Annotated in this window: 1 protein-coding gene and 1 pseudogene; both read right to left on the bottom strand. The window is 73.3% G+C overall.

Going from position 1 to position 24041, the window contains the following annotated elements:
• Positions 1 to 3987 (bottom strand): non-ribosomal peptide synthetase, encoded by a 3987-nt coding sequence (locus OG494_RS12570; protein WP_328455151.1) that lies wholly within the window; start codon positions 3985 to 3987, stop codon positions 1 to 3.
• A pseudogene (locus OG494_RS12565) lies at positions 3984 to 24020 on the bottom strand (non-ribosomal peptide synthase/polyketide synthase); the annotation flags it as partial. The pseudogene OG494_RS12565 and the gene OG494_RS12570, both read right to left, overlap by 4 nt.
• Between the last annotated feature and the right edge of the window lie 21 nt (positions 24021 to 24041).

Below are 24041 nucleotides of genomic sequence, written 5' to 3'. Positions count from 1 at the left end.
TCACTCGTCGGCGGTCACGGCCAGCCCGGCCAGCCCGGCCAGCACGGCCCGCGCCAGCTCCGCCACGTGCGGCGGTTCGACCATGTCCCAGTGGTGGCCCGGAACCGGCGTCACCGTGAGCTCGCCGCGCGTGCGGGCGCGCCAGCTCTCCGGGCGCACCTCCGGGCGGCCCTTCACCGGGTGGGTGCCGGTGGAGGTGATCAGGTGGATGCCGGTGTCGACGACCGCGCGGCAGCGGTAGGCCTCGACCGCGTCCTTGCCGGCCAGGTAGACCCGGGCCATCTGCTCGACCACGGCGTTGCCCGCGACTTCCGAGACCATGCCGCGGTCACGGGCCTCGGCGAGCATCTCGTCCAGCGTGTCCACCCCGGGTTCGAGCTTCAGGATCGCCTCGCCGAACCAGGCCAGCGGGTCGCTGGTGTCGATGTCGGGCAGCGGGTTGCCGTAGTCGTCGACGCCGAGGACGGTCGCGTCGATGACGCACAGGTGCTCGACCGCGCGGCCCGCGGCTTCCAGCTGCGCGGCCATTTCGAAGGCCACCGACCCGCCCTGCGACCAGCCGGCGAGCCGGATCGGCCGGTCCCCGGCGACCGGCAGGAGGTCGGCGACGAACGCCGCGGCCAGTTCCTCGATGGTGTGGACCGGGTCTTCGCCGGGTGCGAAGCCGGGGGCCTGCAGGCCGAACACCGGCAGTGCCGGGTCCAGCTCGGCGACCAGCTGCAGGTAGGGGAACGGGCTGCCCGCGGTGGGCGGCAGCAGGAACAGCGGCGCGACACCGGCGCGTCCCGGCGAGAGCGGGACGACCAGTCCCCCGCCGCTGTCCCCGGCGCGGATGTGGTCGGCCAGCGCCCGGACGGTCGGCGCGCGGAACACCTCGGCCAGTCCGACGGTGGCGCCCAGCTCGGCCTTGATCCGGTCGACCAGCACCACGGCCAGCAGCGAGTGGCCGCCGACCTCGAAGAAGCCGTCGGTGACACCGACGCGGCGTCCCAGCAGGTCTTCCCAGAGTTTGGCCAGGGCCATCTCCAGCTCGTCGCGCGGCAGGACGCCGGACGTCGAGACCGGCTTGGCGTCCGGTGCGGGCAGGGCGACGCGGTCGATCTTGCCGTTCGAAGTGAGCGGCAGGGTGTCCAAAGTGGTCAGGGTCGACGGAACCATGTATTCCGGCAGCCGCTCGGCCAGATGCGCCCGCAACTCCTCGACGTCCACTGTGGACGGTGCGACGTACCCGGCGAGGGCGCCGTCGCGGACCACCGCGACCGCCTCGGTGACGCCGGGGCCGCCGACCAGCGCGGCCTCGATCTCGCCCAGCTCGATCCGGTAGCCGCGGACCTTGACCTGGTGGTCGGTGCGGCCGACGAACTCCAGCTGCCCGTCCGGCAGGTACCGGGCCAGGTCGCCGCTGCGGTAGAGGCGGCCGGGCCCGAACGGGTTGGGCACGTACTTGGCCGCGGTCAGGCCCGGGCTCCCGGCGAAGCCGCGGGCGACCCCGGCGCCGCCGGCGTACAGCTCGCCGGTGACGCCGACCGGGACCGGGCGCAGGTGCTCGTCGAGCAGGTAGACCTCGGTGTTCCAGATCGGCCGGCCCACCGAAATCGGCGTGGTGACGCACTCGGCCGCGGGCAGCAGGTTGATCACGTTGGCCACCGACGTCTCGGTGTGGCCGTACTCGTTGGCCACCACCACGTCCGGAGCGTTCTCGCGCCAGAACTCCACGGCCTCGGCGGTGAGCTGCTCACCGCCGACGACCAGGTGCGCGGCCGCGGCCGCCGCCCCGGGCTCCAGACAGCGGCGGAGCGGCTCGAGGTGGGCCGGGGTGAGCTTGACGAAGCTGAACTTCCGGCCGCTGGACAGCACGTCCGCGAGCCCGGCGACCGGGTGCTCGTCCTCCGGCACCAGCGTCACCGTCGTGCCGCACAGCAGCGGCAGGAACAGCCCGGTGACGGTGAGGTCGAAGGCGAGCGAGGAGTGCACGGGCGCGCCGTCGCCCTCGTCGGCGCGGTAGGCCTGGCGGCACCAGTCGAGGTAGTGCAGCACCCCGCGGTGGCTGATCATCACGCCCTTGGGGCGGCCGGTGGAGCCGGAGGTGTAGATGACGTAGGCGAGGTTTTCCGGGTCGACGACCGGGTCGGCCCACGGCGCCGGGTCGTCGGCCACGGCCTCGTCCGCGAAGACGACGACGTCGCCGAGGTTCTCGTCGGCGTACCGGCGGGTGGTGACGAGCACGCGGGCGCCGGCCTGGCGGAGCATGTACTCCTTGCGGTCCTGCGGGTAGGCCGGGTCGAGCGGGATGTAGTGGCCGCCGGTCTTGAGGATGGCCAGCAGCACCGGCAGCAGCAGCGGCCCGCGTTCGCAGAGCACGCCGACCGGGGTTTCGACGCCGACACCCTGGGCGCGCAGGCGCTGGGCCAGCCGGGTCGCGCGGGTCTCCAGCTCGGCGTAGGTCAGCTCGACGGCGCCGCAGCGGACAGCGATCGCGTCCGGGTTGGAAAGGGCCTGTTCGGCGATCCGGCCGTGCAGGGTGCCGCGCAGGTAGGGCTCGGCGGTGGCGTTCCAGGTGTCCAGGAGCAGCGTGCGCTCGTCGGCGCCGAGGACGTCCACTTCGGACAGCCGGGCGGCGGGGCGGGCGGCCAGCTCGGTGAAGAGGCGGACGAAGTGCTCGCCCATCCGCGCCATCCGGATCTGGTCGAACAACGCGGTCGCGTACTCCAGCACGCCGGCCACGGAGCCGTCGGCCTGGCGGACGAAGGAGATCATCAGGTCGAACTTCGCCGTGCTCGACTCCTGGTCCACGGAGGACACCGTGAGGTCGCCCAGCGCGCCCTCGCCTTCGGAGGCGTCGTAGACGGCGAACATCACCTGGACGACCGGGGTGTGCGCGAGATCGCGTTCCGGGGCCAGCTCCTGGACGAGGCGTTCGAAGGGCAGGTCCTCGTGGGACTGGTCGGCCAGCCGCGCCACCTTGACGCGCTCGGCCAGCGTCGCGAAGTCCGGGTCGCCGGAGAGGTCGCCGCGGGCGACGACGGTGTTCACGAAGAACCCGACCATGTGCTCCAGCTCGGCCCGCGAACGGCCGGCGACGGGGGTGCCGACGGCGATGTCCTCACGGCCGGTGTGCCGGCCCAGCACGACGTACGCGGCGGCGAGCAGCGTCATGAACGGCGTCGCACCGACCGCCTTGCCCTGGTCGATCACCGCTACCGCCGCCGGCGCCGGGATGGTGAACCGGACCGACGCGCCGTGGTGGTCGCGGGTGGCCGGGCGCGGGCGGTCCGCGGGCAGCTCGAGGGTCTCCAGGCCGGCGAGCCGGTCCTTCCAGTAGGCCAGTGCCACTTCGTGGACGTCCGGCCGGGACTGTTCCCAGACGGCGAAGTCCGCATAGGACAGTTCGATCGGCGGCAGCTCGGCGCCGGTGTAGAGCTTGCGCAGGTCGTCGAGCAGGACCGGCAGGGACCAGCCGTCGCAGGCGATGTGGTGGACGTTGAGCGCCAGCACGTGCCGTCGCGGCGTCTCACGGACCAGCATCGCCCGGAACACCGGGCCGGCGGCGAGGTCGAACGGGCGGCTCACGTACTCCGCCAGTACGGCGTCCACGTCGCCCTCGACCACCGGCAGGTCGACCGGGGCCGGGGCGCCGATGACCTGACGCGGCTTGTTGTCCTCGGCGACGTAGGTGGTGCGCAGGATCTCGTGGCGCGCCACCAGGGCGTCGAGGGCGCGCTGCAGGGCGTCGACGTCGAGGTCGCCGTCCAGGCGGAGCAGGAGCGGCACGGCGTACTCGGCGCTGTCCGGGTCGAGGCGGTCGAGGAACCACAGCCGCTGCTGGCCGGCCGAGAGCGGCAGCGGGACGTCGCGGTCGGCACGGCCGAAGGTGCGGACCGGTGCCGTGGCCCGGCCGCGCAGCCGCCGGGCGAGCACCGCGGCCCGCAGCCGGGCGGCGCGATCGGTGTCGCCTCCGGCGTCCGTGCGGGTGTCGAACGTGGTCATGCGCTGGCCTCCTCGGAGAGGGAGTCGAGAAGCTCCTGCTCGGACATGCCGGCGAGCTCGGCCTCGATCTCGGTGTGGACCACCGCGGCGAGCGCGGTGACCGTGGTGGTCTGGAAGAGCACGGGCAGGGACAGGTCCACCCCGAACGCGGCCTGCAGCCGCATGCGGACCTTGGCGGCGAGCACGGAATGCCCGCCCAGTGCGAAGAAGTCGTCGCCGAGCCCGACGCGGGGCACGCCGAGCACCTCGGCCCAGATGTCGGCGATCAGCTGCTCCTCGGGACTGCTGGGGGCGACGTAGTCCGCCGTCTCCTCGGCCGGTTCGGGCAGCGCGGCCCGGTCGAGCTTGCCGCTGGCGTTGACCGGCAGCGCGTCGAGCACGACGAACGCGGACGGCACCAGGTGGTCCGGCAGCCGTTGGGCCAGGTCAGTGCGCAGATCGGCTGCTGTGACGTCGCCGACGACGTACGCGACCAGGCGTTTCTGCCCGGCCGGATCCGGCTTGGCGAGCACGACCGCCGCGGTGAGCGCCGGGTGGGCCCGCAGCGCGGCCTCGACTTCGCCGAGTTCGATGCGGAAGCCGCGGATCTTGACCTGGTCGTCGGTCCGGCCCAGGAACTCGAGGTTCCCGGCGCGGGTGCGGCGGACCAGGTCGCCGGTGCGGTACATCCGCCCGCCGGCCGGGTTGGCGACGAACCTGCTCGCGGTGAGCCCCGGACGCCCGAAGTACCCGCGGGCCAGGCCCGGGCTCGCGACGTACAGCTCGCCCGCCACCCCCGATGGCACCGGCTGGAGCCGGTCGTCCAGCACGTAGGCCTGGGTGTGCTTGAGCGCACCGCCGATGGTCACCTGCTGTCCCGGCACCAGGGGTTCGCTGACCGTCGAGACGACCGTGGCTTCGGTCGGGCCGTACATGTTCAGCATCCGACGGCCCGGCGCCCACTTCGCCACCAGCTCGGGCGGGCAGACGTCGCCGCCGACCACGACCGTGCGGAAGTCCGGCAGATCCGGATCCTCCACGGTGGCCAGTGCCGCGGGCGGGATCAGCGCGTGAGTGACGCGCCCTTCGGCGAGGACGTCCCGCAGCTGGTCCCCCAGCAGCGGCCCCGGCGGGGTGACGACCAGCGCGGCTCCGGTCATCAGGGAGGCGCAGAGTTCGAGGACCGAGGCGTCGAAGCTGGGTGACACGTACTGCAGGACCCGGTCGCCGGGGCCGACCTGGTAGGCGTCGACGGTGTTGGCCACCAGCGTGCCGAGGCCGGCGTGGCTGACGACGACGCCCTTCGGCCGTCCGGTGGAGCCCGACGTGTAGATCACGTACGCCGCGTTCTCCGCCTCGACCCCGACGTCCAGCGGGCTGTCGTCCATTGTGGACTCCGGCAGCTCCCGGAGGGTGAGCACCGGGTCGGCGTCGTCGAGCATGTAGCGGATGCGCTCCTCCGGGTAGCTCGGGTCGACCGGCAGGAACGCGGCTCCGGTCTTGACGACCGCGAGCTGCGCGACGACCAGGTCGGCCGAACGCGGCAGCAGCAGCGCGACCACCGTCTCCGGCGCGGCACCGCGAGCCCGCAGGACGCGGGCCACGCGGTTGGCCGCCTTGTCCAGTTCGCCGTAGGTCAGCGAGTCCGGTCCGGCCAGCACGGCCGGGGCGTCCGGATCACGTCGCACCTGAGCTTCGACCAGCCCCGCGAACGTCCCGCCGGGGGCGGTGCCGTCGAGCGGGGTGACCTCGGCCGCGTCGAGCATCGCGATGCGGTCCACCGGGCGCTGCGGATCGGCGGCGAACCCGGTCAGCAGCCGGACGTAGCGCTCGGCGAACGCGGCGACCGTCTCCTCGTCGAACAGCGCGACGGGGTATTCGAGGACGCCGTCGACCGCGCCGGTGGGCTGCTCGCGCAGCACCATGGCGAGGTCGAACTTGGCCGCGCCCGTCTCGATGCCGAGGGGCTCGCAGTCGAGGTCGCCGAGTTCCCAGCCGCCTTCGGAGACGGTCTGCAGTGCGAACATCAGCTGCACCAGAGGGTTGCGGCTGGGGTCACGCTCGGGCCGGAGTTCGGCGACGACCCGGTCGAACGGGACTTCCTGGTGGCTGAAGGAGTTCAACGCCGTCTCACGAACGCGCTCCACGAGCTCGGTGAATCCCGGCGAGCCCGTCAGGTCCGCGCGCAGGGCGAGCGTGTTGACGAACTGGCCGATCAGCCGTTCGGTGTCCGGGTGGTCGCGGCCGGCGACCGGGCTGCCGACCGCGAACTCACGGAGGCCCGTGTGCCGGGAGACGAGCACCTGGAATCCGGCCAGCAGCGTCATGAACAGGCTGGCCCGGGCCTCGGCACCCAGCTCGCCGAGCCGGGTGGCCAGCTCCGCCGGGACGCTGAACTCGTACCGCGCGCCCCGCGGGTCCCGCACCGCCGGCCGGGACCGGTCGGCGGGCAGCTGCACGACCTGCGGGACCCCGGAAAGCTGCGTCCGCCAGAACTCGACGTCCGCTTCGGTCGGCTGGGACCAGGTCGCGACGTCGGCGTACTGCACCGGCAGCGGCGCCAGGTCGACGCCTGCGTAGAGGTCGCGCAGTTCCTCGGCGAGGATGCCTTCGGACCAGCCGTCGAGCACGATGTGGTGCGCCGACAACACCAGCACGTGGTCGTTCTCGGCCAGCCGTCCGAGCGCGGCGGCGAAGACCGGCCCGGTGGCGAGGTCGATGGGCCGCGCCACCAGGAACGGCTCGACCTCGTCGATGTCGGTGACCGGCAGCGGGACCGGCCCGGCCGGGTCGACGACCTGCTTGGGCTCGCCGTCCAGCTCCACGAACCGGGTCCGCAGGATCTCGTGCCGCTCGACCAGCTTCGTCAGGGCGGCGGCGAGCGCGTCGACGTCCAGGATGCCGCGCAGCCGGACCGCGTTGGGCACCAGGTACTCCGCGCTCGACGGCGCCATCCGGTCGGCCAGCCACATGCCGACCTGCACACCCGCGAGCGGTGCGGGACCGGCCGGCCGCTTCGGGATGGCCTGGAACTCGCGCCGGGTGGCGCGGGCGACGGCGTCGGCGAGTTCCGCGACCGTGGGCGAGTCGAAGATCAGCCGGATCGGGATGTCGGCCGAGAGCCGCTTGCGCAGCTCGGCGACCACCCGCACGCCCAGCAGGGAGTGCCCGCCCAGGTCGAAGAAGTTGTCGTCCGCGCCGACCCGCTCGACGCCGAGCACGCTCTGCAGCACCTCGGCGACCAGCTCCGCGACCGGGCCTTCCGGCGCCCGGTACTCCGCGCCGGCCGCGGCCGGCGCGGGCAGCGCCTTGCGGTCGATCTTGCCGCTGGTGGTGGTCGGGAACTCCGGCAGCACGCTCAGGGCCGTCGGCACGAGGTAGACGGGCAGCCGTTCGCGCAGCTGCTCGCGGACCTCGGCCTCGGTGAGCGTGACGCCGGCCTGCGCGGTGACGTACCCGGCGAGGCGCTTGTCCCCCGGCGACGGCTGCCACACCGTCACGGCCGCCTCCCGGACACCCGGCAGTTCCAGGAGCACCTGCTCGACCTCGCCGGGCTCGACGCGGATGCCGCGGATCTTGACCTGCGAGTCTTGCCGGCCGAGGAAGGTCAACGCGCCGTCGGGGGTGCGCAGGCCGCGGTCGCCGGTGCGGTAGAGCCGCTCGCCGGGCACGAACGGGCTGGCCAGGAACGCGGCCGCCGTCTTGCCCGGGTTGCCCAGGTAACCCCGCGCCAGGCCGACACCGCCGATGAACAGGTCACCGGGGACGCCGACCGGGACCGGCCGGAAGTGCTCGTCGAGGACGTGGATCTGGTTGTTCGCGATCGGCGAGCCGACACTCACCGAGCCCGCGCCGTCGAGGTCGGACCGGAGGCATTCGCGCATGGTCGAGTCGATCGATACCTCGGTGGCGCCCCACTGGTTGTGCAGGGTCGCGTTCTCGCCCAGCCGGTCGAAGAACAGCTTCAGCAGTTCCGGCTGGAGCGCCTCGCCGCTGGTGATGACGTTGCGCAGCGGCTTGAGGGCCGCGCGGTCGGCCGGGGTGAGCTGCTCCAGGAACAGCGTCAGCATGCTGGGCACGAACTGCAGGTTCGACACCTGGTGCTTGACGGCGCCGGCCAGGATCGCGGCCGGGTCGCGGTGCAGGCCGGGCGGGATCAGCGCGACGCGGCCGCCGACGATGAGCGGCCACAGGCATTCCACGGCCGCGTCGTCGAACACCAGGGTTGTCTTCTGCAGGACGCCCTCGCCCGGTTGGAGGCGGTAGGTGTCCTGGTGCCAGCGCAGCCGGTTGACCCAGCCGCGGTGGGTGCTGGCGACGCCCTTGGGTTTCCCGGTGGAGCCGGAGGTGTAGTAGATCGACACCAGGTTGTCCGGGTGGGTGGTGTCGATCAGTTCGGGCGCTTCTCCGTCCAAACCGGACACTTCGAGGAAGACGACCTCGCTGTCCGACGGCGTTTTCGCGCCCGCGTTCACCAGGCAGACCGGCGAGTTCGCGTCGCCGAGGATGCCGAGCACGCGCGGTTCGGGCGCGTCGGTCTCGATCGGGACGAACGCACCGCCGGCCTTGAGGATGGCGACCAGGCCGACGATCAGGTCGATCGAGCGGTCCATCCGCAGGCCGACCGGGACGTCCGGGCCGACGCCGTGCGCCGCCAGCCGGGCGGCGAGGCCGCCGGCGCGGCGTTCCAGTTCGGCGTAGTCGATGTGCTCGTCCAGGTACTCGACGGCGACCGCGTCCGGCGTCTGCGCGGCCTGCTGCGAGATGAGGTGGTGCAGGCAGACGTCCTCGTCGTAGGCCACGACCGTGTCGTTGACGCCGTTGATCAGGTGCTCGCGTTCGGTCGTGCCGAGGAGGTCCAGCTCGCCGACCGGGGTTTCCGGAGCGTCGGCGATCCGGGCCAGGAGCGTCGTGAAGTGGCCGGCCAGCCGCTCGATCGTCGTCGTGTCGAACAGGGCCGTCGGGTACTCGAAGATGCCGGTCAGCGCGCCGTCGGCGTCCTGGGCGAGGGCGAGTTCGAGGTCGAACTTGCTGACCCGGGTGTCGACGGCCAGCCGCTCGACGGCCAGACCGGGCAGGACCCAGCCGGCTTCGTCGTTGTTCTGCAGCGCGAACACGATCTGCACCAGCGGGGTGCGGGTGAGGTCGCGCTGCGGGCGCAGCAGTTCGACAATCCGGTCGAAGGGGACGTCGTCGTGGTCGAACGCGGCCAGCGTGCCGGTGCGGACGCGGGTCAGCAGCTCGGTGAAGGCCGGGTCGCCGGTCAGGTCCGCGCGCAGCGGCACGGTGTTGACGAAGTGCCCGACCAGCGGCTCGGTCTGCGGGTGGCTGCGGCCGGACACCGGGGTGCCGATCGCGAAGTCCCGCATGGCCGTGTAGCGGCCGATGAGCACCTCGAACGCGGCCAGCACGGTCATGAAGAGGCTCGCGCCGTGCCCGGCCCCCAGTGTCGCCAGCTTGCCGACGACCTCCGCGGGCACGTGCACCGGCGTCTTGGCGCCGGCGATGTCCCGCACGAGGGGCCGGGGCCGGTCGGCGGGCAGCTCCGCGACGTGCGGCATCCCGTCGAGGGCCTGCTGCCAGAAGGTGAGCCCGGCTTCGTCGGACGCGGCGGCCTGCCACGCGGCGACGTCGCCGAACTGCACCGGCAGCGTGGCCGGGCGGATCCCGGCGTAGTGGTCGCGCAGCTCGGCGGCCAGGACGCTCATGGACCAGCCGTCGGCGACGATGTGGTGCAAGCACAGGACGAGCACGTGGTCGGTGGCCGACACCCGGCCGAGCGCGGCCCGGAACACCGGACCGTGCTCGATGTCGAGCGGAATGTCCACCTGAGACCGGACGAACGCCTCGACGTCGGTCACGTCGGTGACCGGGAGCGGCATCGGCCGCACCGCGTCGACGACCTGCGCGGGCTCGCCATCGACTTCGACGAACCGGCTGCGCAGCACCTCGTGTCGCGCCACCAGCGCCGACAGCGCGCCGGTGAGCGCCTCGACGTCGAGGTCACCCTCGATCCGCAGGGCCAGCGGGACCAGGTACTCGGCGGACCCCGGCGCCAGCCGTTCGGCGAACCAGAGGCCACGCTGCACCGGCGACAGCGGCGTACGAGCGGAGCGGTCACGAGCCGGGATCGGCTCGAAGTCCACTGTGGACGCTTCCGGCACGAGCCGGGCCAGCGACGCGATCGTGGGCGCCTCGAACAGCGCCCGCACACCCAGCCGGACGCCGAACTCGGTGCGCATCCGGCCGGTCACCTTCGCCGCCAGCAGCGAGTGTCCGCCGAGGGCGAAGAAGTTGTCCTCCACACCCGGTTCGGGGATGCCGAGGACGTCGGCCCAGATCGCGGCCAGCGTGACCTCGGTGGACGTCCGGGGCGCGACGTGCCCGGAGCTGACCAGACGGGGTGCGGGCAGGGCCGTGCAGTCGAGCTTGCCGTTGGCCGTGCGGGGCAGTTCTTCCAGGGGCACGATCGCCGACGGGACCAGGTGGTCCGGCAACTGCGCGGCGGCGTACTCCGCGACCGCGGCCGGGTCGGCGGTGCCGACGACGTAGGCGACCAGGAGCCCGTCGCGAGCCACGACCGCGGCCTGCGTGACGCCTTCGAACCGGGCCAGCACGGCCTGGACTTCGCCGGGTTCGACGCGGAAGCCGCGGATCTTGACCTGGTCGTCGGCGCGGCCGGCGTACTCCAGCACGCCGTCGGCGTTCCACCGGGCGAGGTCGCCGGTGCGGTACAGCCGCTCCCCCGCGCCGAACGGGTTCGCGACGAACCGCTCGGCGGTGGCGCCGGGCTGCCCGAGGTACCCGTGGGCGGTGCCGACACCGGCCAGGTACAGCTCGCCGGCCACACCGGCGGGTACCGGCTGAAGGTGGGCGTCGAGGACGTAGGCGTGCTTGCCGGTGAGCGGCCGCCCGATCGGAACCGGGCCGTCGACCGCCGTGACCGCGTGGAAAGTGCTGAAGCCCATGGTCTCAGCCGGGCCGTACCCGTTGATCACGGCGACCTGCGGGTACGAGCGCAGCACCTTCGCCAGGTGCGCGGGTGACGCCGCTTCACCGCCGGTCATCGCGCGGCGGACCGTCTCGAACACCGCCGGGTGCTCGTCGAGCAGGAAGTTGAACAGGCTCGCCGAGACGTCCAGGACCGTGACGTCGTGCGCCACGACCAGGTCTTCGATCAGCGCCGGGTCGGGACGCTGGCCGGGCTGGAGCACGACCTTGCCGCCGGCCATCAGCGGGCCGAGCAGCTGGGTGCCGAAGGCGTCCCACGAGACCGGCGCGCACTGCAGCCAGACGTCGGCCGGGCCGAACCCGGCGTAGTCCTGGCCGGTCAGCGTGCCGACGACGGCCCGGTGCGGGGCCGCGACGGCCTTGGGCACGCCGGTGGAGCCGGAGGTGAACATGACGACGGCGAGGTCGTCCGGGCTGCCGGGCAGGCCGAGGACACCGCCGTCGCGGACGGCGATCGCGGCCGCGTCGGCCACGACATCGATCCGGCGGCCGGGCAGCTCACCTCCGTCGGTGAGGACCAGCGCGGCCGAGGTCCGGCGCAGGGCCCCGGCCAGGCGTTCGGCCGGGAAGTCCGTGTCCAGCACGGTGTAGGCGGCCCCGGCCTTGAGCACGGCGAGCAGCGCGACGGCCAGCCGCGGACCGCGTCCGATGTGGACACCGACCACGTCACCGCGGCGGACGCCCTCGGCGATGAGGTGCCGGGCGAGGCGGTTGGCTTCGGTGTCGAGGTCGCCGTAGGTCAACGACGAACCCTCGAAGACGAGCGCGATCGCGTCCGGCGTCCACGCGGCCTGCCGCTCGACCAGCTCGTGCAGCCGCATCGCGGGGGCCGTCGTCGTGGTCGTGCCCTGGGCCAGGATGCCGGCGCGCTCGTCCGCGGTGAGCAGGTCCAACGCCGTCACCGGGACGTCCGGAGCGGACACGGCGGCGGTCAGGAACCGGGCGAACCGGGTCGCGATCGACTCCGCCGTCGAGGCGTCGAACAGGTCGGCCGCGTACTCCAGCTGGCCAGTGAGACCTGTCGGCGTGCCGTCGGCGGCGCGGTTCTCCTCGATACCGGCGGTCAGGTCGAATTTCGCGACGTCCCGCTGGACCGCGACGGCTTCGGCGGACAGACCGGGCAGCCGCAGTTCGCCGGCGACGTTGTTCTGCAGCACCAGCATCACCTGGAACAGCGGGTGCCGCGCCGCCGACCGGGCCGGGTTGAGCTCTTCGACGACCCGCTCGAACGGGACGTCGGCGTGCGCCATCGCCGCGAGACCGGTGTCGCGGACGCGGTCCAGGAGCTGCCGGAACGTCGGCTGCCCGGAGACGTCGGTGCGCAGCACCAGGGTGTTGACGAAGAACCCGGCCAGGTCGTCGAGCGCGGTGTCGCCGCGGCCGGCGACGACGGCGCCGAGCGGGACGTCGTCCCCGGCGCCGAGCCGCGACAGCAGTGCGGCGAACCCGGCCTGCAGGGCCATGAACAGCGTCGCTCCGCTGCCCCGGGCCAGGTCGGCCAGGGCCGCGTGGACGTCGGCGCCGAGCGCGAAGTCCACCGCCCCGCCGCGGTGGGTCGCGACAGCCGGGCGCACCCGGTCGGCGGGCAGAGCCACCTCTTCAGGGGCGCCGGCGAGAGCGTCGCGCCAGAAGGCGATCTGCCCGGCCAGCTCGGTTTCGTCGAGGACTTCGCGCTGCCAGAGCGTGTAGTCCGCGTACTGGACCGGCAACGGCGCCCACTTCGGCGCCTCCCCGGTGACGCGGGCGGTGTAGGCCGCCGACAGGTCACGCAGCATCGGCGCGGCCGACCAGCCGTCACTGGCGATGTGGTGCAGCACCAGCAGCAAGACGTGATCGTCGGCGGCGATCTCGACGAGGTGGGCCCGCAGCGGCAGCTCCGTCCGCAGGTCGAAGACGTGCGACGCGGCCGCCGAGAGCACCCCCGCCAGTTTGTCCTCGGTGGACTGCGTGAACGTCCACGGCACCGAAGGCGCGGTCAGGATCTCCTGCCACGGCTCGCCCTCGTGCGACGGGAAGACCGTGCGCAGGGCTTCGTGCCGCTCGACGACGTCGGCCAAAGCTGCCTGCAGCGCTGCGACGTCGAGGGTGCCACGCAGCCGCAGGGCACGGGGGACGTCGTAGCCGGCGTTGGCTTCCTCGGCCTGGTCGACGAACCACAGCCGTTGCTGCGCGAACGACAGCGGCAGCCGTTCGGGACGCTCGCGGCGGGTCACCGGCGGCCGCGCCGGGGCGGCGTCCCCGAGCACTTCGGCGAGGCCCGCGACGGCCGGGGTCCGGAACAGGTCGCGGATGCCCAGCTCGACGCCGAGCACGGCGCGGACGCGGCCGATCAGCCGGGCGGCCAGCAGCGAGTGGCCGCCGAGGTCGAAGAACCCGTCGTCGACGCCGACCTCGGCCAGCCCGAGCACCTCGGCGAAAAGTCCACAGAGGACGTTCTCGGTGACGGTCCGCGGGCGCCGGGACGACGCCGCCGCGAACTCCGGTGCCGGCAGCGCACGGCGGTCGAGCTTGCCGTTGGCCGTCCGGGGCAGCTCGGCCAGGGGCACGATCGCCGAGGGCACCAGGTAGTCCGGCAGCCGCTCGCCCACGTACGCCCGCAGCGCGGCGGGTTCGGCGTCACCGACGACGTACCCGATGAGCCGGCCGTCGCGGACGATCACGGCGGCCTGCTCGACGCCGTCGTGGCGAGCCAGCACGGCCTGCACCTCGCCGGGTTCGACGCGGAAGCCGCGGACCTTGACCTGGTCGTCGGCGCGGCCGACGTACTCCAGCACACCCTCGGCGTTCCAGCGGACCAGGTCACCGGTGCGGTACATCCGCTCACCGGCGTTGAACGGGTCGGCCACGAACCGCTCGGCCGTCGCGCCGGGCAGGCCGCGGTAGCCGTCGGCGAGACCGTTGCCCGCGAGGTACAGCTCACCCGTGACGCCCGGGGCGGCCAGGGCGAGGTGCGTGTCAAGAACGTAAGCGCGCTTGCTCGCGACCGGGCGGCCGATCGGGATGGCCGGGCCGCCGAGGTCGGCGGCGGTGATCGGGTGGAACGTCGTGTAGCCCATGCTCTCGGCCGGGCCGTAGCCGTTGATCAGCGCGACGTCCGGGTACTCGCGCAGCGCCTTGGTCACGTGGGCGACGGACGCCGGCTCGCCGCCGGTCATCGCGCGGCGCAGCACGCCGAAGACCTGGGGTTCTTGGTCGAGCAGGTAGTTGAACAGGCTCGCCGAGGCGTGCAGCACGGTGACGCCGTGCTCGACGACCAGCGCGGCGATCTTCTCGGGTTCGGGGTTCTGGCCGGGCTGCAGGACCGTGCGGCCGCCGTAGAGCAGCGCGCCGAACAGCTGCAGCGCAAAACCGTCCCACGAGACCGGGGCGCACTGGAGCCACACCTGGCCGGCGTCGAAGGTCGCGTAGTCCTGGCCCATCGTGGCGACGACCCCGCGGTGCGACGTCGCGACGCCCTTGGGCACGCCGGTCGAGCCGGAGGTGAACATGACACACGCCAGGTCGGCCGGGGTCAGCTCGACGTCCGGGTTGGTGGTGTCCGGGTGGCTCGGCGCGGTCATCAGGATCCGCGTCACACGGGCCTGCTCGGTGACGGCGGCCAGGCGCTCGGCCGGGTAGCTCGGGTCGAGCAAGGTGTACGCGGCACCGGACTTGAGCACGCCGAGCACCGTGACGGCGAAGTCGAAGCCGCGGTCCAGCAGGACACCGACGACCTCGCCGCGCTGGACGCCGTCGTCGAGGAGGTGGTGGGCGACCTGGTTGGCGCGGGCGTTCAGCTCGCCGTAGGTCATCGCGGAGCCGTCGAACAGGATCGCGACGGCGTCGGAGTCCTGTCGTTCGACGATGGTGTGCAGGCAGTCCTCGGGCGTGGCGCTCACCTGGGCGGCGTTGCCCGAAGCCAGCACTAGGTCGCGGTCGGCGGCCGTGAGCACGTCGAACGCCGCGACCGAGGTCGTGGGCGCGTCGGCGATCTGCTCCAGCAGCCGGACGAACGCGCCGGACAGCCGCTCGGCGGTGGCGGCGTCGAACAACGCGGTCGCGTACTCGAAGGCGCCGGTGATCCCCCCGCCGTTGCCGTGTTCCTCCAGCGCGGCGGTGAGGTCGAACTTGGCCACCGAGCGGGTCACCTCGAACGGCTCGACGTCCACACCGGACAGGGCGACCGGCGGGTTGTCCTGCTGCAGCACCAGCATCACCTGGAACAGCGGGTGCCGCGCCGCCGACCGGGCCGGGTTCAGCTCCTCGACCAGGCGCTCGAACGGGACGTCGTCGTGCTCGAACGCGCTCAGGTCGGCTTCCCGGACGCGGTCCAGCAGCTCGGTGAACGGCGGCGCGCCTCTCACGTCGGTCCGCAGCACCAGGGTGTTGACGAAGAACCCGACCAGATCGTCCAGCGCCGGGTCGGTGCGGCCGGCGACCGGGGTGCCGATCGGGACGTCGTCGCCGGCGCCGAAGCGCGCCAGCAGCGTGGCGAGGGCGGCCTGCAGGACCATGAACAGGGTCGCGCGCCGCCCGGCCGCCAGCTCCAGGAGCCGCGCGTGCAGCTCGGCCGGGATCGTGACGGCCGCGGCCCCGCCGGCGTGGTCCGCGGTGGCGGGCCGGCCGCGGTCGTAGGGCAGGGCCAGTTCCTCGGGCAGACCGGCCAGGGCGTCCGTCCAATACGCGACGTCGCTGTCGAGTTCTCGTTGCCACAGCGTGTAGTCCGCGTACTGCACGGGCAGCGGCACCCACTCCGGAGCGCGGCCGTCGAGCCGGGTCGCGTAGGCGTCGGCCAGGTCGCGCAGCAACACCGGGATCGACCAGCCGTCCCCGGCGATGTGGTGGGTCAGCACGAGCAGGATGTGCTCGTCGCCCTCGCTGAACAGCCACGAACGCACCGGCGGCGCGGCGGCCAGGTCGAACGGGGTGCGCGCGGCGTCAGCGACCGAGCCGGTGCCGATCTCGAACGGGACCTCGAAGGAATCCAGGATCACCTGGTACGGCCCGGACTCGTCCTCGGCGTAGTACGTGCGCAGGGCTTCGTGGCGGCCGGCCACATCGGACAGTGCGGCGGCGAGCGCGGAGGCATCGATGTCGCCGCGCAGGCGCAGGGCGATCGGCATGTGGTAGGCCGTGTCGTCGGCGTCGAGGCGGGCGAGGAACCAGAGCCGCTCCTGACCCGGCGCCAGCGGCAGTCGCTCCGGCCGGGGCCGCGCGGTGACAGCCGGACGCGTCACGACCGCGTCGCCCAGGCTGTCGCTCAGCCCGGCCACGGTCGGGTTCGCGAACAGGGCCCGCACGGTGACGTCGAGGCCGAGCGCCGTCCGGATCCGCCCGGCGAGGCGGGTGGCCAGCAGCGAATGCCCGCCCAGGTCGAAGAAGCCGTCGTCGATCCCGACCTCGGGCACGCCGAGCACGTCGGCGAACAGTGCACACAGCGCGTGCTCGCGGGCGTTCCGCGGTGCCGCTCCGGTGCTGGTCTCCACGGCCGGCGCGGGCAGGGCCTTGCGGTCGAGCTTGCCGTTCGGGGTCCGCGGCAGCTCGTCGAGCAGCACGAACGCCGAGGGCACCATGTACGCGGGCAGGGCGGCCGCGACGTGCCGGCGGAGCGTCTCGACATCGGCGGTGCCGACGACGTAGGCGACCAGGCGCTTGTCACCGGGCCGGTCCTCCCGGACGACGACGGCGCGCAGCGCGACCTCGGGGTGGGTGGCCAGCACGGCCTCGATCTCGCCCAGCTCGATGCGGAAGCCGCGGATCTTGACCTGGTGGTCGACGCGGCCGAGGAACCGGATCTCGCCGTCGCGGCGGCGGGCGACCAGGTCGCCGGTGCGGTACATCCGCTCCCCGGTGGCGAAGGGGTTGGCGACGAACCGGTCGGCGGTCAGGTCCGGACGGCCGAGGTAGCCGCGCACGACGCCGTCACCGGCGATGTACAGCTCACCCGGCACCCCCGGCGGCACCGGCCGCAACGCGCGGTCCAGCACGTAGACCTGGGTGTTGGCGATCGGCGTGCCGATGGTCGGCGAGCCTTCGTCGACGCGGGCGGTGGTGGACCAGATGGTGGTCTCGGTGGGGCCGTACATGTTGGTGACCGACGCGGCCCGCGCCCGCAGCGCGACGGCGAGGTCGTCGGGCAGGGCTTCGCCGCCGACCAGGACGTGCACGGCGGTCAGGTCGACGGGTTCGGCCAGCAGGGCGTGCCAGAGACTGGGCGTGGCCTGCATGATCGTGACGCCGTCCTCGGCGAGGGTAGCCAGGGCGCGGGTGTCGCGGACGGTGTCGCGGCCGGCGAGCACGACGGTCGCCCCGGCCAGCAGGGGCGCGAAGATCTCCAGCCCGGCGATGTCGAACCCGACGGTGGTGACGGCGAGAAGGCGGTCGCCGTGCGTGATGCCGAAGCGATCGACCATGTCCAGCAGGAAGTTCAGCAGTGGCCGGCGCGGGACGACGACACCCTTGGGGCGGCCGGTCGAGCCGGACGTGAAGATCACGTACGCCGGGCTGTCCGGGGAGGCGGTCTGAACGGGGTTGCACGCCGTCCCGATCTCCGCCTCCGCCAACAGGACGTGCCGCGCCGGGTCACCGGGCACCGCGCCTGCTTCGTTCACGAGCACGAGGGCCGGGTCGGCGTCCTCGAGCATCGCGGCGAGCCGGTCGGCCGGGTAGTCGAGGTCGAGTGCGAGGTAGCCGGCGCCGGTCTTGAGGACGGCGAGCATCGCGACGATCAGCTTTTCGTCCCGCGGCAGGGCCAGGGCGACGTACCGCTCGGGTCCGGCGCCCCGCTCGGCGAGGTGGTGCGCGAGCCCGTTGGCCTGGGCGTTCAGTTCGCCGTAGGTCAGCTTCGCGGCCCCGAACTCCAGCGCGAGCACGTCCGGCGTGCGGGCCGCCTGAGCCTCGAACAGCTCGATCACCGACGTGTCCGGCAGCGGCAGGGCCGTCTCGCCGTTCGCCTCGTTGATGGCGGCGGCTTCCGCGGCGGAGAGCAGGTCCACTGTGGACAGCGGGGCCGCGGGAGCGTTGACGGCGGCCGTGAGGAGCCGCACGAACCGGTCGGCGAGGTCGGCCGCGGTGCCCGGGTCGACCAGGTCGGTCGCGTATTCCAGGTAGCCGCCGATTCCGGCCGGCGCGCCGTCCGCGGCGGTGTTCTCCTCCAGGTTGAGTGTCAGGTCGAACTTCGCCGTCGCGGTGGCCACCGGCACGTCCGACGCGGTCGTGCCGGGCAGCGCGAGGTTGGCCGCGACGTTGTTCTGCAGCGCCAGCATCACCTGGAACAGCGGGTGCCGGGCGGTCGAGCGCGCGGGGTTGAGGCGTTCCACAACGCGTTCGAACGGGACGTCGGCGTGGTCGAACGCCTTGAGGGCGGCTTCCCGGACCCGGCTTACCAGCTCGGTGAAGCTCGGGTCGCCGGAGAGGTCCGTGCGCAGGACGAGGGTGTTGACGAAGAAGCCGACGAGGTCGTCGAGCGCGGCGTCCGGGCGTCCGGCCGAGGGGGTGCCGACCGCGACGTCGTCGCCGGCGCCGAGGCGGGACAGCAGCGCGGCGAACCCGGCCTGCAGCACCATGAACAGCGTCGCGTGCTCGCCGCGGGCGACGTCGAGGAGGCGGGCGTGCAGGTCCGCGTCCAGGGTCACCGGGAGGGCGGCGCCGCGGTGGGTCGCGACCGGCGGGCGCGGGTGGTCGAAGGGCAGGGTGATCTCGTCGGGCAGGCCGGCGAGGGCACCGGCCCAGTAGTCGGCCGAGTCGTCGGCCAGGTCCTGCTGCCACAGCGCGAAGTCCGCGTACTGCACCGGCAGCGGCGCCCAGGTCGGCGCCTGGTTTTCAACGCGCGCCGCGTACGCGGTGGACAGGTCGCGCAGCAGCGGGGCGAGGGACCAGCCGTCGCTCGCGATGTGGTGGGTGACGATGACCAGGACGTGGTCTTCGTCGGCGTGGCGCAGCAGCGCGGCCCGCACCGGCAGGTCGGCGGCCAGGTCGAACGCACGCGAGGCGAACTCGTCGACGTCCGCCACGTCCTCGGCCCAGGGCAGCTCGGTGAGCGGCCGGATCTCTTGGCGGGGGACGCCGTCGGTGTCCGGGAACACCGTCCGCAGCGACTCGTGGCGCTCGACGACGTCGGCGAACGCGGCCCGCAGCGCCGGGACGTCGAGCGGGCCGATCAGGCGCAGGGCCCGCGGCACGTTGTAGGCGGCGCCGGCGGCGTCGAGCTGCTCGACGAACCACAGGCTGCGCTGCGCCGACGAGAGCGGCAGCACCTCCGGGCGCGGGCGGGTGGTGATGGCCGGGCGGGCGGCGCGGGCGGTGTCGAGCACCGTGGCCAGCGCGGCCACGGTCGGGGCGCGGAAGACGTCCGCGACACCGATCCGGACACCCAGCACCGCGCCGATCCGGGCGACGAGCCGCGCGGCCAGCAGGGAGTGGCCGCCGAGGGTGAAGAACCCGTCGTCGACCCCGACGGTTTCGACGCCGAGGACGTCGGCGAAGAGCCCGCAGAGGACTTCTTCACGCGGGGTGCGCGGCGCGCGGCGCGTGCTCGTGCGCTCGGGGGCGGGCAGGGCGCGGTGGTCGAGCTTTCCGTTGGGCGTCAAGGGAAGTGCGGGCAGCAGCACAAACGCCGACGGCACGAGGTGCTCGGGCAGCCGCTCGGCCAGGTACCCGCGGAAGTCGGCCGGCGAGCCGACGACGTAGGCGACCAGGAGCTTCTGACCCGGCCGGTCCTCGCGGACGACGACGGCGGATCCGGTGACGGCCGGGTGGGTGCCGAGCGCGGTCCGGATCTCCCCCGGCTCGACGCGGAACCCGCGGATCTTGACCTGGTCGTCGGCGCGGCCGATGTACTCCAGGACGCCGTCGGCGCGGCGGCGGACGAGGTCGCCGGTGCGGTACATCCGCTCCCCCGCCGCGAACGGCGAGGCGATGAACCGGACGGCGGTGAGGTCGGGGCGGCCGACGTAGCCGTCGGCGATGCCGGCGCCCGCGGCGTACAGCTCGCCGACGACGCCGGGCGCGACGGGCCGCAGCCGCTCGTCCAGGACGTAGGCGCGCTTGCCGTGCAGCGGCACGCCGATCGGGATGGGCGCGCCCGTGAGGTCGGCCGCCGTGACGCGGTGGCCGCTGACGAAGATCATGTTCTCGACCGGGCCGTAGGCGTTGGTGACCGTGAGGTCCGGGAACGCCGTCAGGGCCTTGGTGATGTGCGTGACCGAGGCGACCTCGCCGCCGGTGTAGACGTCGCTGACCTGCGTGAACACTGCCGGGTACTCGTCGAGCAGGAAGTTCAGCAGGCTGGCGGAGGCGAACATCGTGGTGACGCCGTGGCGCTCCACCAGCTCGGCGATGAGCGCGGGCTCGGGCTTCGGGCCGGGCTGCAGCACGCAGGCGGCGCCGGTGAGCAGCGCGCCGAACAGTTCGAACGCGAAGGCGTCCCAGGAGATCGGCGCGGTCTGCAGCCAGACGGCGCCGCCGTAACCCTGGCCGAGGATCGTCGTGGCGACGGCTTCGTGCGAGGCGATGACGCCCTTCGGCGTGCCGGTGGAGCCCGACGTGAACATGACGCAGGCCGGGCCGGTGACGGGCACGGCGAGTCCGGGGCCCGTCGCGGTCGGGACCACTGTGGACAGATCGTCGAGCACCACGGGCGCGTCGACCTGCTCGGCCAGCAGCTGACGGCGTTCGGCGGGGAACGACGGGTCGAGCAGGGTGTAGCCGCAGCCCGCCTTGAGCACGCCGAGGATCGCCGCGACGAGATCCGGGCCGCGATCGAGGCAGATCGCGACGATCCGGCCGGTCGGGATGTCCGTCAGGAGCGCGGCGACGCCGTTGGCGCGGGCGTCCAGCTCGGCGTAGGTGACGACCTGGTCCTCGAACAGCAGCGCGGTGCGGTCGGGCGTGTGGCGAGCGCGGCCTTCGACGACCTCGTGCAGCGTGACGCTCGCGGCGGCGGGCCGGGTCATCCCGCCCGCGACGGCCTGCGCGGTCTCGGTGGCGTCGAGCAGGTCGAGGTCGCCGATCCGGACGTCGGGCGTCTGGGCGACGGCGGCCAGGACGCGCAGCAGCCGGGTGGCCAGGGTGGCGGCGGTGTCGCGGTCGAACAGGTCGCTCGCGTACTCCAGCAGGCCGGTCAGTTCGCCGTCGCGTTCCTCGAAGATCGCAGCCAGGTCGAACTTCGCGTAGCCGATGTCGACGCGCTCGCCCGTCGCACGCACCCCGGGCAGGTCCAGTTCGGCGGCGAGGTTGTTCTGCAGCACCAGCAGGACCTGGAACAGCGGGTGGCGCCCGAGCGAGCGGGCGGGGTTCAGCTCCTCGACGACGCGCTCGAAGGGCACTTCGGCGTGTTCGAAGGCGGCCAGGCAGGTCTCGCGGGCCCGGCCGAGCAGCTCGCGGAACGTCGGGTCGCCGCTCGTCTCGGTGCGCAGCACGACGGTGTTGACGAAGAACCCGACCAGGTCGTCGAGGGCGGCGTCACCGCGCCCGGCGACCGGTGAGCCGACCGGGACGTCGTCGCCGGCGCCGAGGCGGGTCAGCAGTGCGGCGAAGGCGGCCTGAAGGACCATGAACAGCGTCGCGCCGGACTCGGCGGCCAGCTCGGTGAGCTTGGCGCGCACCTCGGCGGGGACGTCCATCGGGACGACACCACCGCGGTGGCTCGCCACCGGCGGGCGGGGCCGGTCGGTGGGCAGCGGCAGTTCCTCGGGCAGGCCGGCGAGCGTGTCACGCCAGTACGCGAGGTCGTTGTCGACGGGCAGTTCCTGTTGCCACAGCGTGTAGTCCGCGTACTGGACCGGCAGCGGTGCCCACGCCGGGGTTTCGTGGCGAGTGCGGGCGGTGTAGGCCTCGCCGACCTGGCGCAGCAGCGGCGCCATCGACCAGCCGTCGCAGGCGATGTGGTGCACGACCAGCAGCAGCACCGACCCGCCCGTGGTCAGCGTGAACAAGGCGGCGCGGATCGGGAGTTCGCGGCCGAGGTCGAAGCTCTCTTCGGTGGCGGCGCGCAGATCGGTGGCGAGCGTGTCCTCAGTGGACTCCGCGAACGTCCACGGGACGTCGCCGGCGGGCCGGATCCGCTGCACGGGCTCGTCGCCGTGGCTGACGAACACCGTGCGGAGGGCTTCGTGGCGGGCGACGACGTCGGCGACGGCGAGACGCAGCACGCCGGTGTCGACCGGGCCGTCGAGGCGGACGGCCTGCGGGACGTGGTAGCCGGCGTTCCAGGTGTCGGCCTGGTCGAGGAACCACAACCGGCGCTGGGCCGACGACAGCGGCATCGGCTCGGGACGCCGGCGCGGGGTCAGCGGCAGGCGGGCGGGCGCGGCGTCTTCGAGCAGCTCGGCCAGGCCGGCGGGGGTCGGCGCGCGGAAGACGTCGCCGATCGCGGCCTCGACGCCCAGCGTCGCGCGGATCCCGGAGACGAGCTTCGCGGCGAGCAGCGAGTGGCCGCCGAGGGTGAGGAAGCCGTCGTCGATGCCGACGCCGTCGACGCCGAGGATCTCGGAGAACAGCGTGCACAGCGCGGCTTCCCGCGGGGTGCGCGGGGCGCGGCCGGTGCGGGACGCGGTCCAGTCCGGTGCGGGCAGGGCCTTGCGGTCGAGCTTGCCGCTGGGGGTCAGCGGCAGTTCGGTGAGCACGACGAACGCGGCGGGCACCATGTACTCGGGCAGGTCCGCGGCCAGGGCGGTCCGCAGGGCCTCGATGTCCGGGGTGACGCCGTCGGGGACGACGTACCCGACGAGGCGCTGGTCGCCTTCGCGGTCTTCGCGGGCCAGGACGCACGAGCCGCCGACGCCGGGCTGGCGGTCGAGCACGGACTCGATCTCGCCCAGCTCGACGCGCAGGCCGCGGATCTTGACCTGGTGGTCGGTGCGGCCGAGGTAGAGCAGGGCGCCGTCGTCGGTCCAGCGGGCGAGGTCGCCGGTGCGGTACAGCCGCTCCCCCGGCACGAACGGCGACGCGATGAACCGTTCGGCGGTCAGGCCGGGCCGGCGGTGGTAACCGCGGGCCAGCTGAATCCCCGCGAGGTACAGCTCCCCGGCGTTGCCCGGGGCGACCGGTCGCAGCTGCGCGTCCAGGACATAGGTCTGCGTGTTCCACACCGGACGGCCGATCGGGACCGGGCCGCCGTCGGCGCGGCACGCCCACGAGGTGACGTCGACGGAGGCTTCGGTGGGGCCGTAGAGGTTGTGCAGCTCGACGCCGGGCAGGGTGTCGAAGAACCGGGCCTGCAGTTCGGCGGGCAGGGCTTCGCCGCTGCACAGGACGCGGCGCAGGCCGGTGCAGGTGGCCGCGGCCGGGTCGAGCAGGAACGCCTGGAGCATCGACGGCACGAAGTGCAGCGTCGTGATCCGCTCGGCGCGGATCAGCTGGGCCAGGTAGGCGGGGTCACGGTGGCCGCCGGGGCGCGCGACGACGAGCGTGGCGCCGGTCAGCAGCGGCCAGAAGAACTCCCAGACCGAGACGTCGAAGCTGGACGGCGTCTTCTGCAGGACGCGGTCGGCGGCGGTGAGGCCGTACTCGGCCTGCGTCCAGGCGAGCCGGTTGACGATCCCCTCGTGCGGCACCAGGACGCCCTTGGGGCGGCCGGTCGAGCCGGAGGTGTAGATGGCGTAGGCCAGGTCCTGGCTGGTCGTCGTGGTTTCCGGCTCGGTGGCCGGGAACGCGGCGAGGTCGGCGTCGTCGAGGAAGCTCTGGGTCAGGACGACGGGAGCGGCGCTGTCGGCGACCATGAAGGCCAGCCGGTCGGCCGGGTAGTCCGGGTCGAGCGGGACGTAGGCGCCGCCGGCCTTGAGCACCCCGAGCAGGGCGACGACCAGGTCGAAAGAGCGGTCGACGCAGACGCCGGTGAGGACGCCGGGGCCGACGCCGCGGCCGATCAGGAGGTGCGCGAGCCGGTTGGCCCGCTCGTGCAGGGCGCGGTAGGTGAGGGTTTCGCCCTCGAAGACCAGCGCCGTCGCGTCCGGGGTGCGGGCCGCCTGCTCGCTGAGCAGCCGGGTGAGCGTGCGGCCCGCCTCCGGGACGTCGGTGGTGGTGTCGTTCCAGGCCGCCAGCAGCTGCCGGGCGTCGTGCTTCACGTAGATCAGCTCCAGTTCGAA

Origin of the sequence: Amycolatopsis sp. NBC_00438, assembly GCF_036026695.1 — a bacterium.
In the GTDB taxonomy this organism is placed as follows: Bacteria; Actinomycetota; Actinomycetes; order Mycobacteriales; family Pseudonocardiaceae; genus Amycolatopsis.
Note: the sequence above shows the minus strand (reverse complement) of the source record. Positions and strands in the feature narration are given on the sequence as shown.

What these genes read in the sequence shown, in the direction of transcription:
- OG494_RS12570 (WP_328455151.1), bottom strand. Translation starts at nt 3,987, where the DNA reads ATGACCACGTTCGACACCCGCACGGACGCCGGAGGCGACACCGATCGC.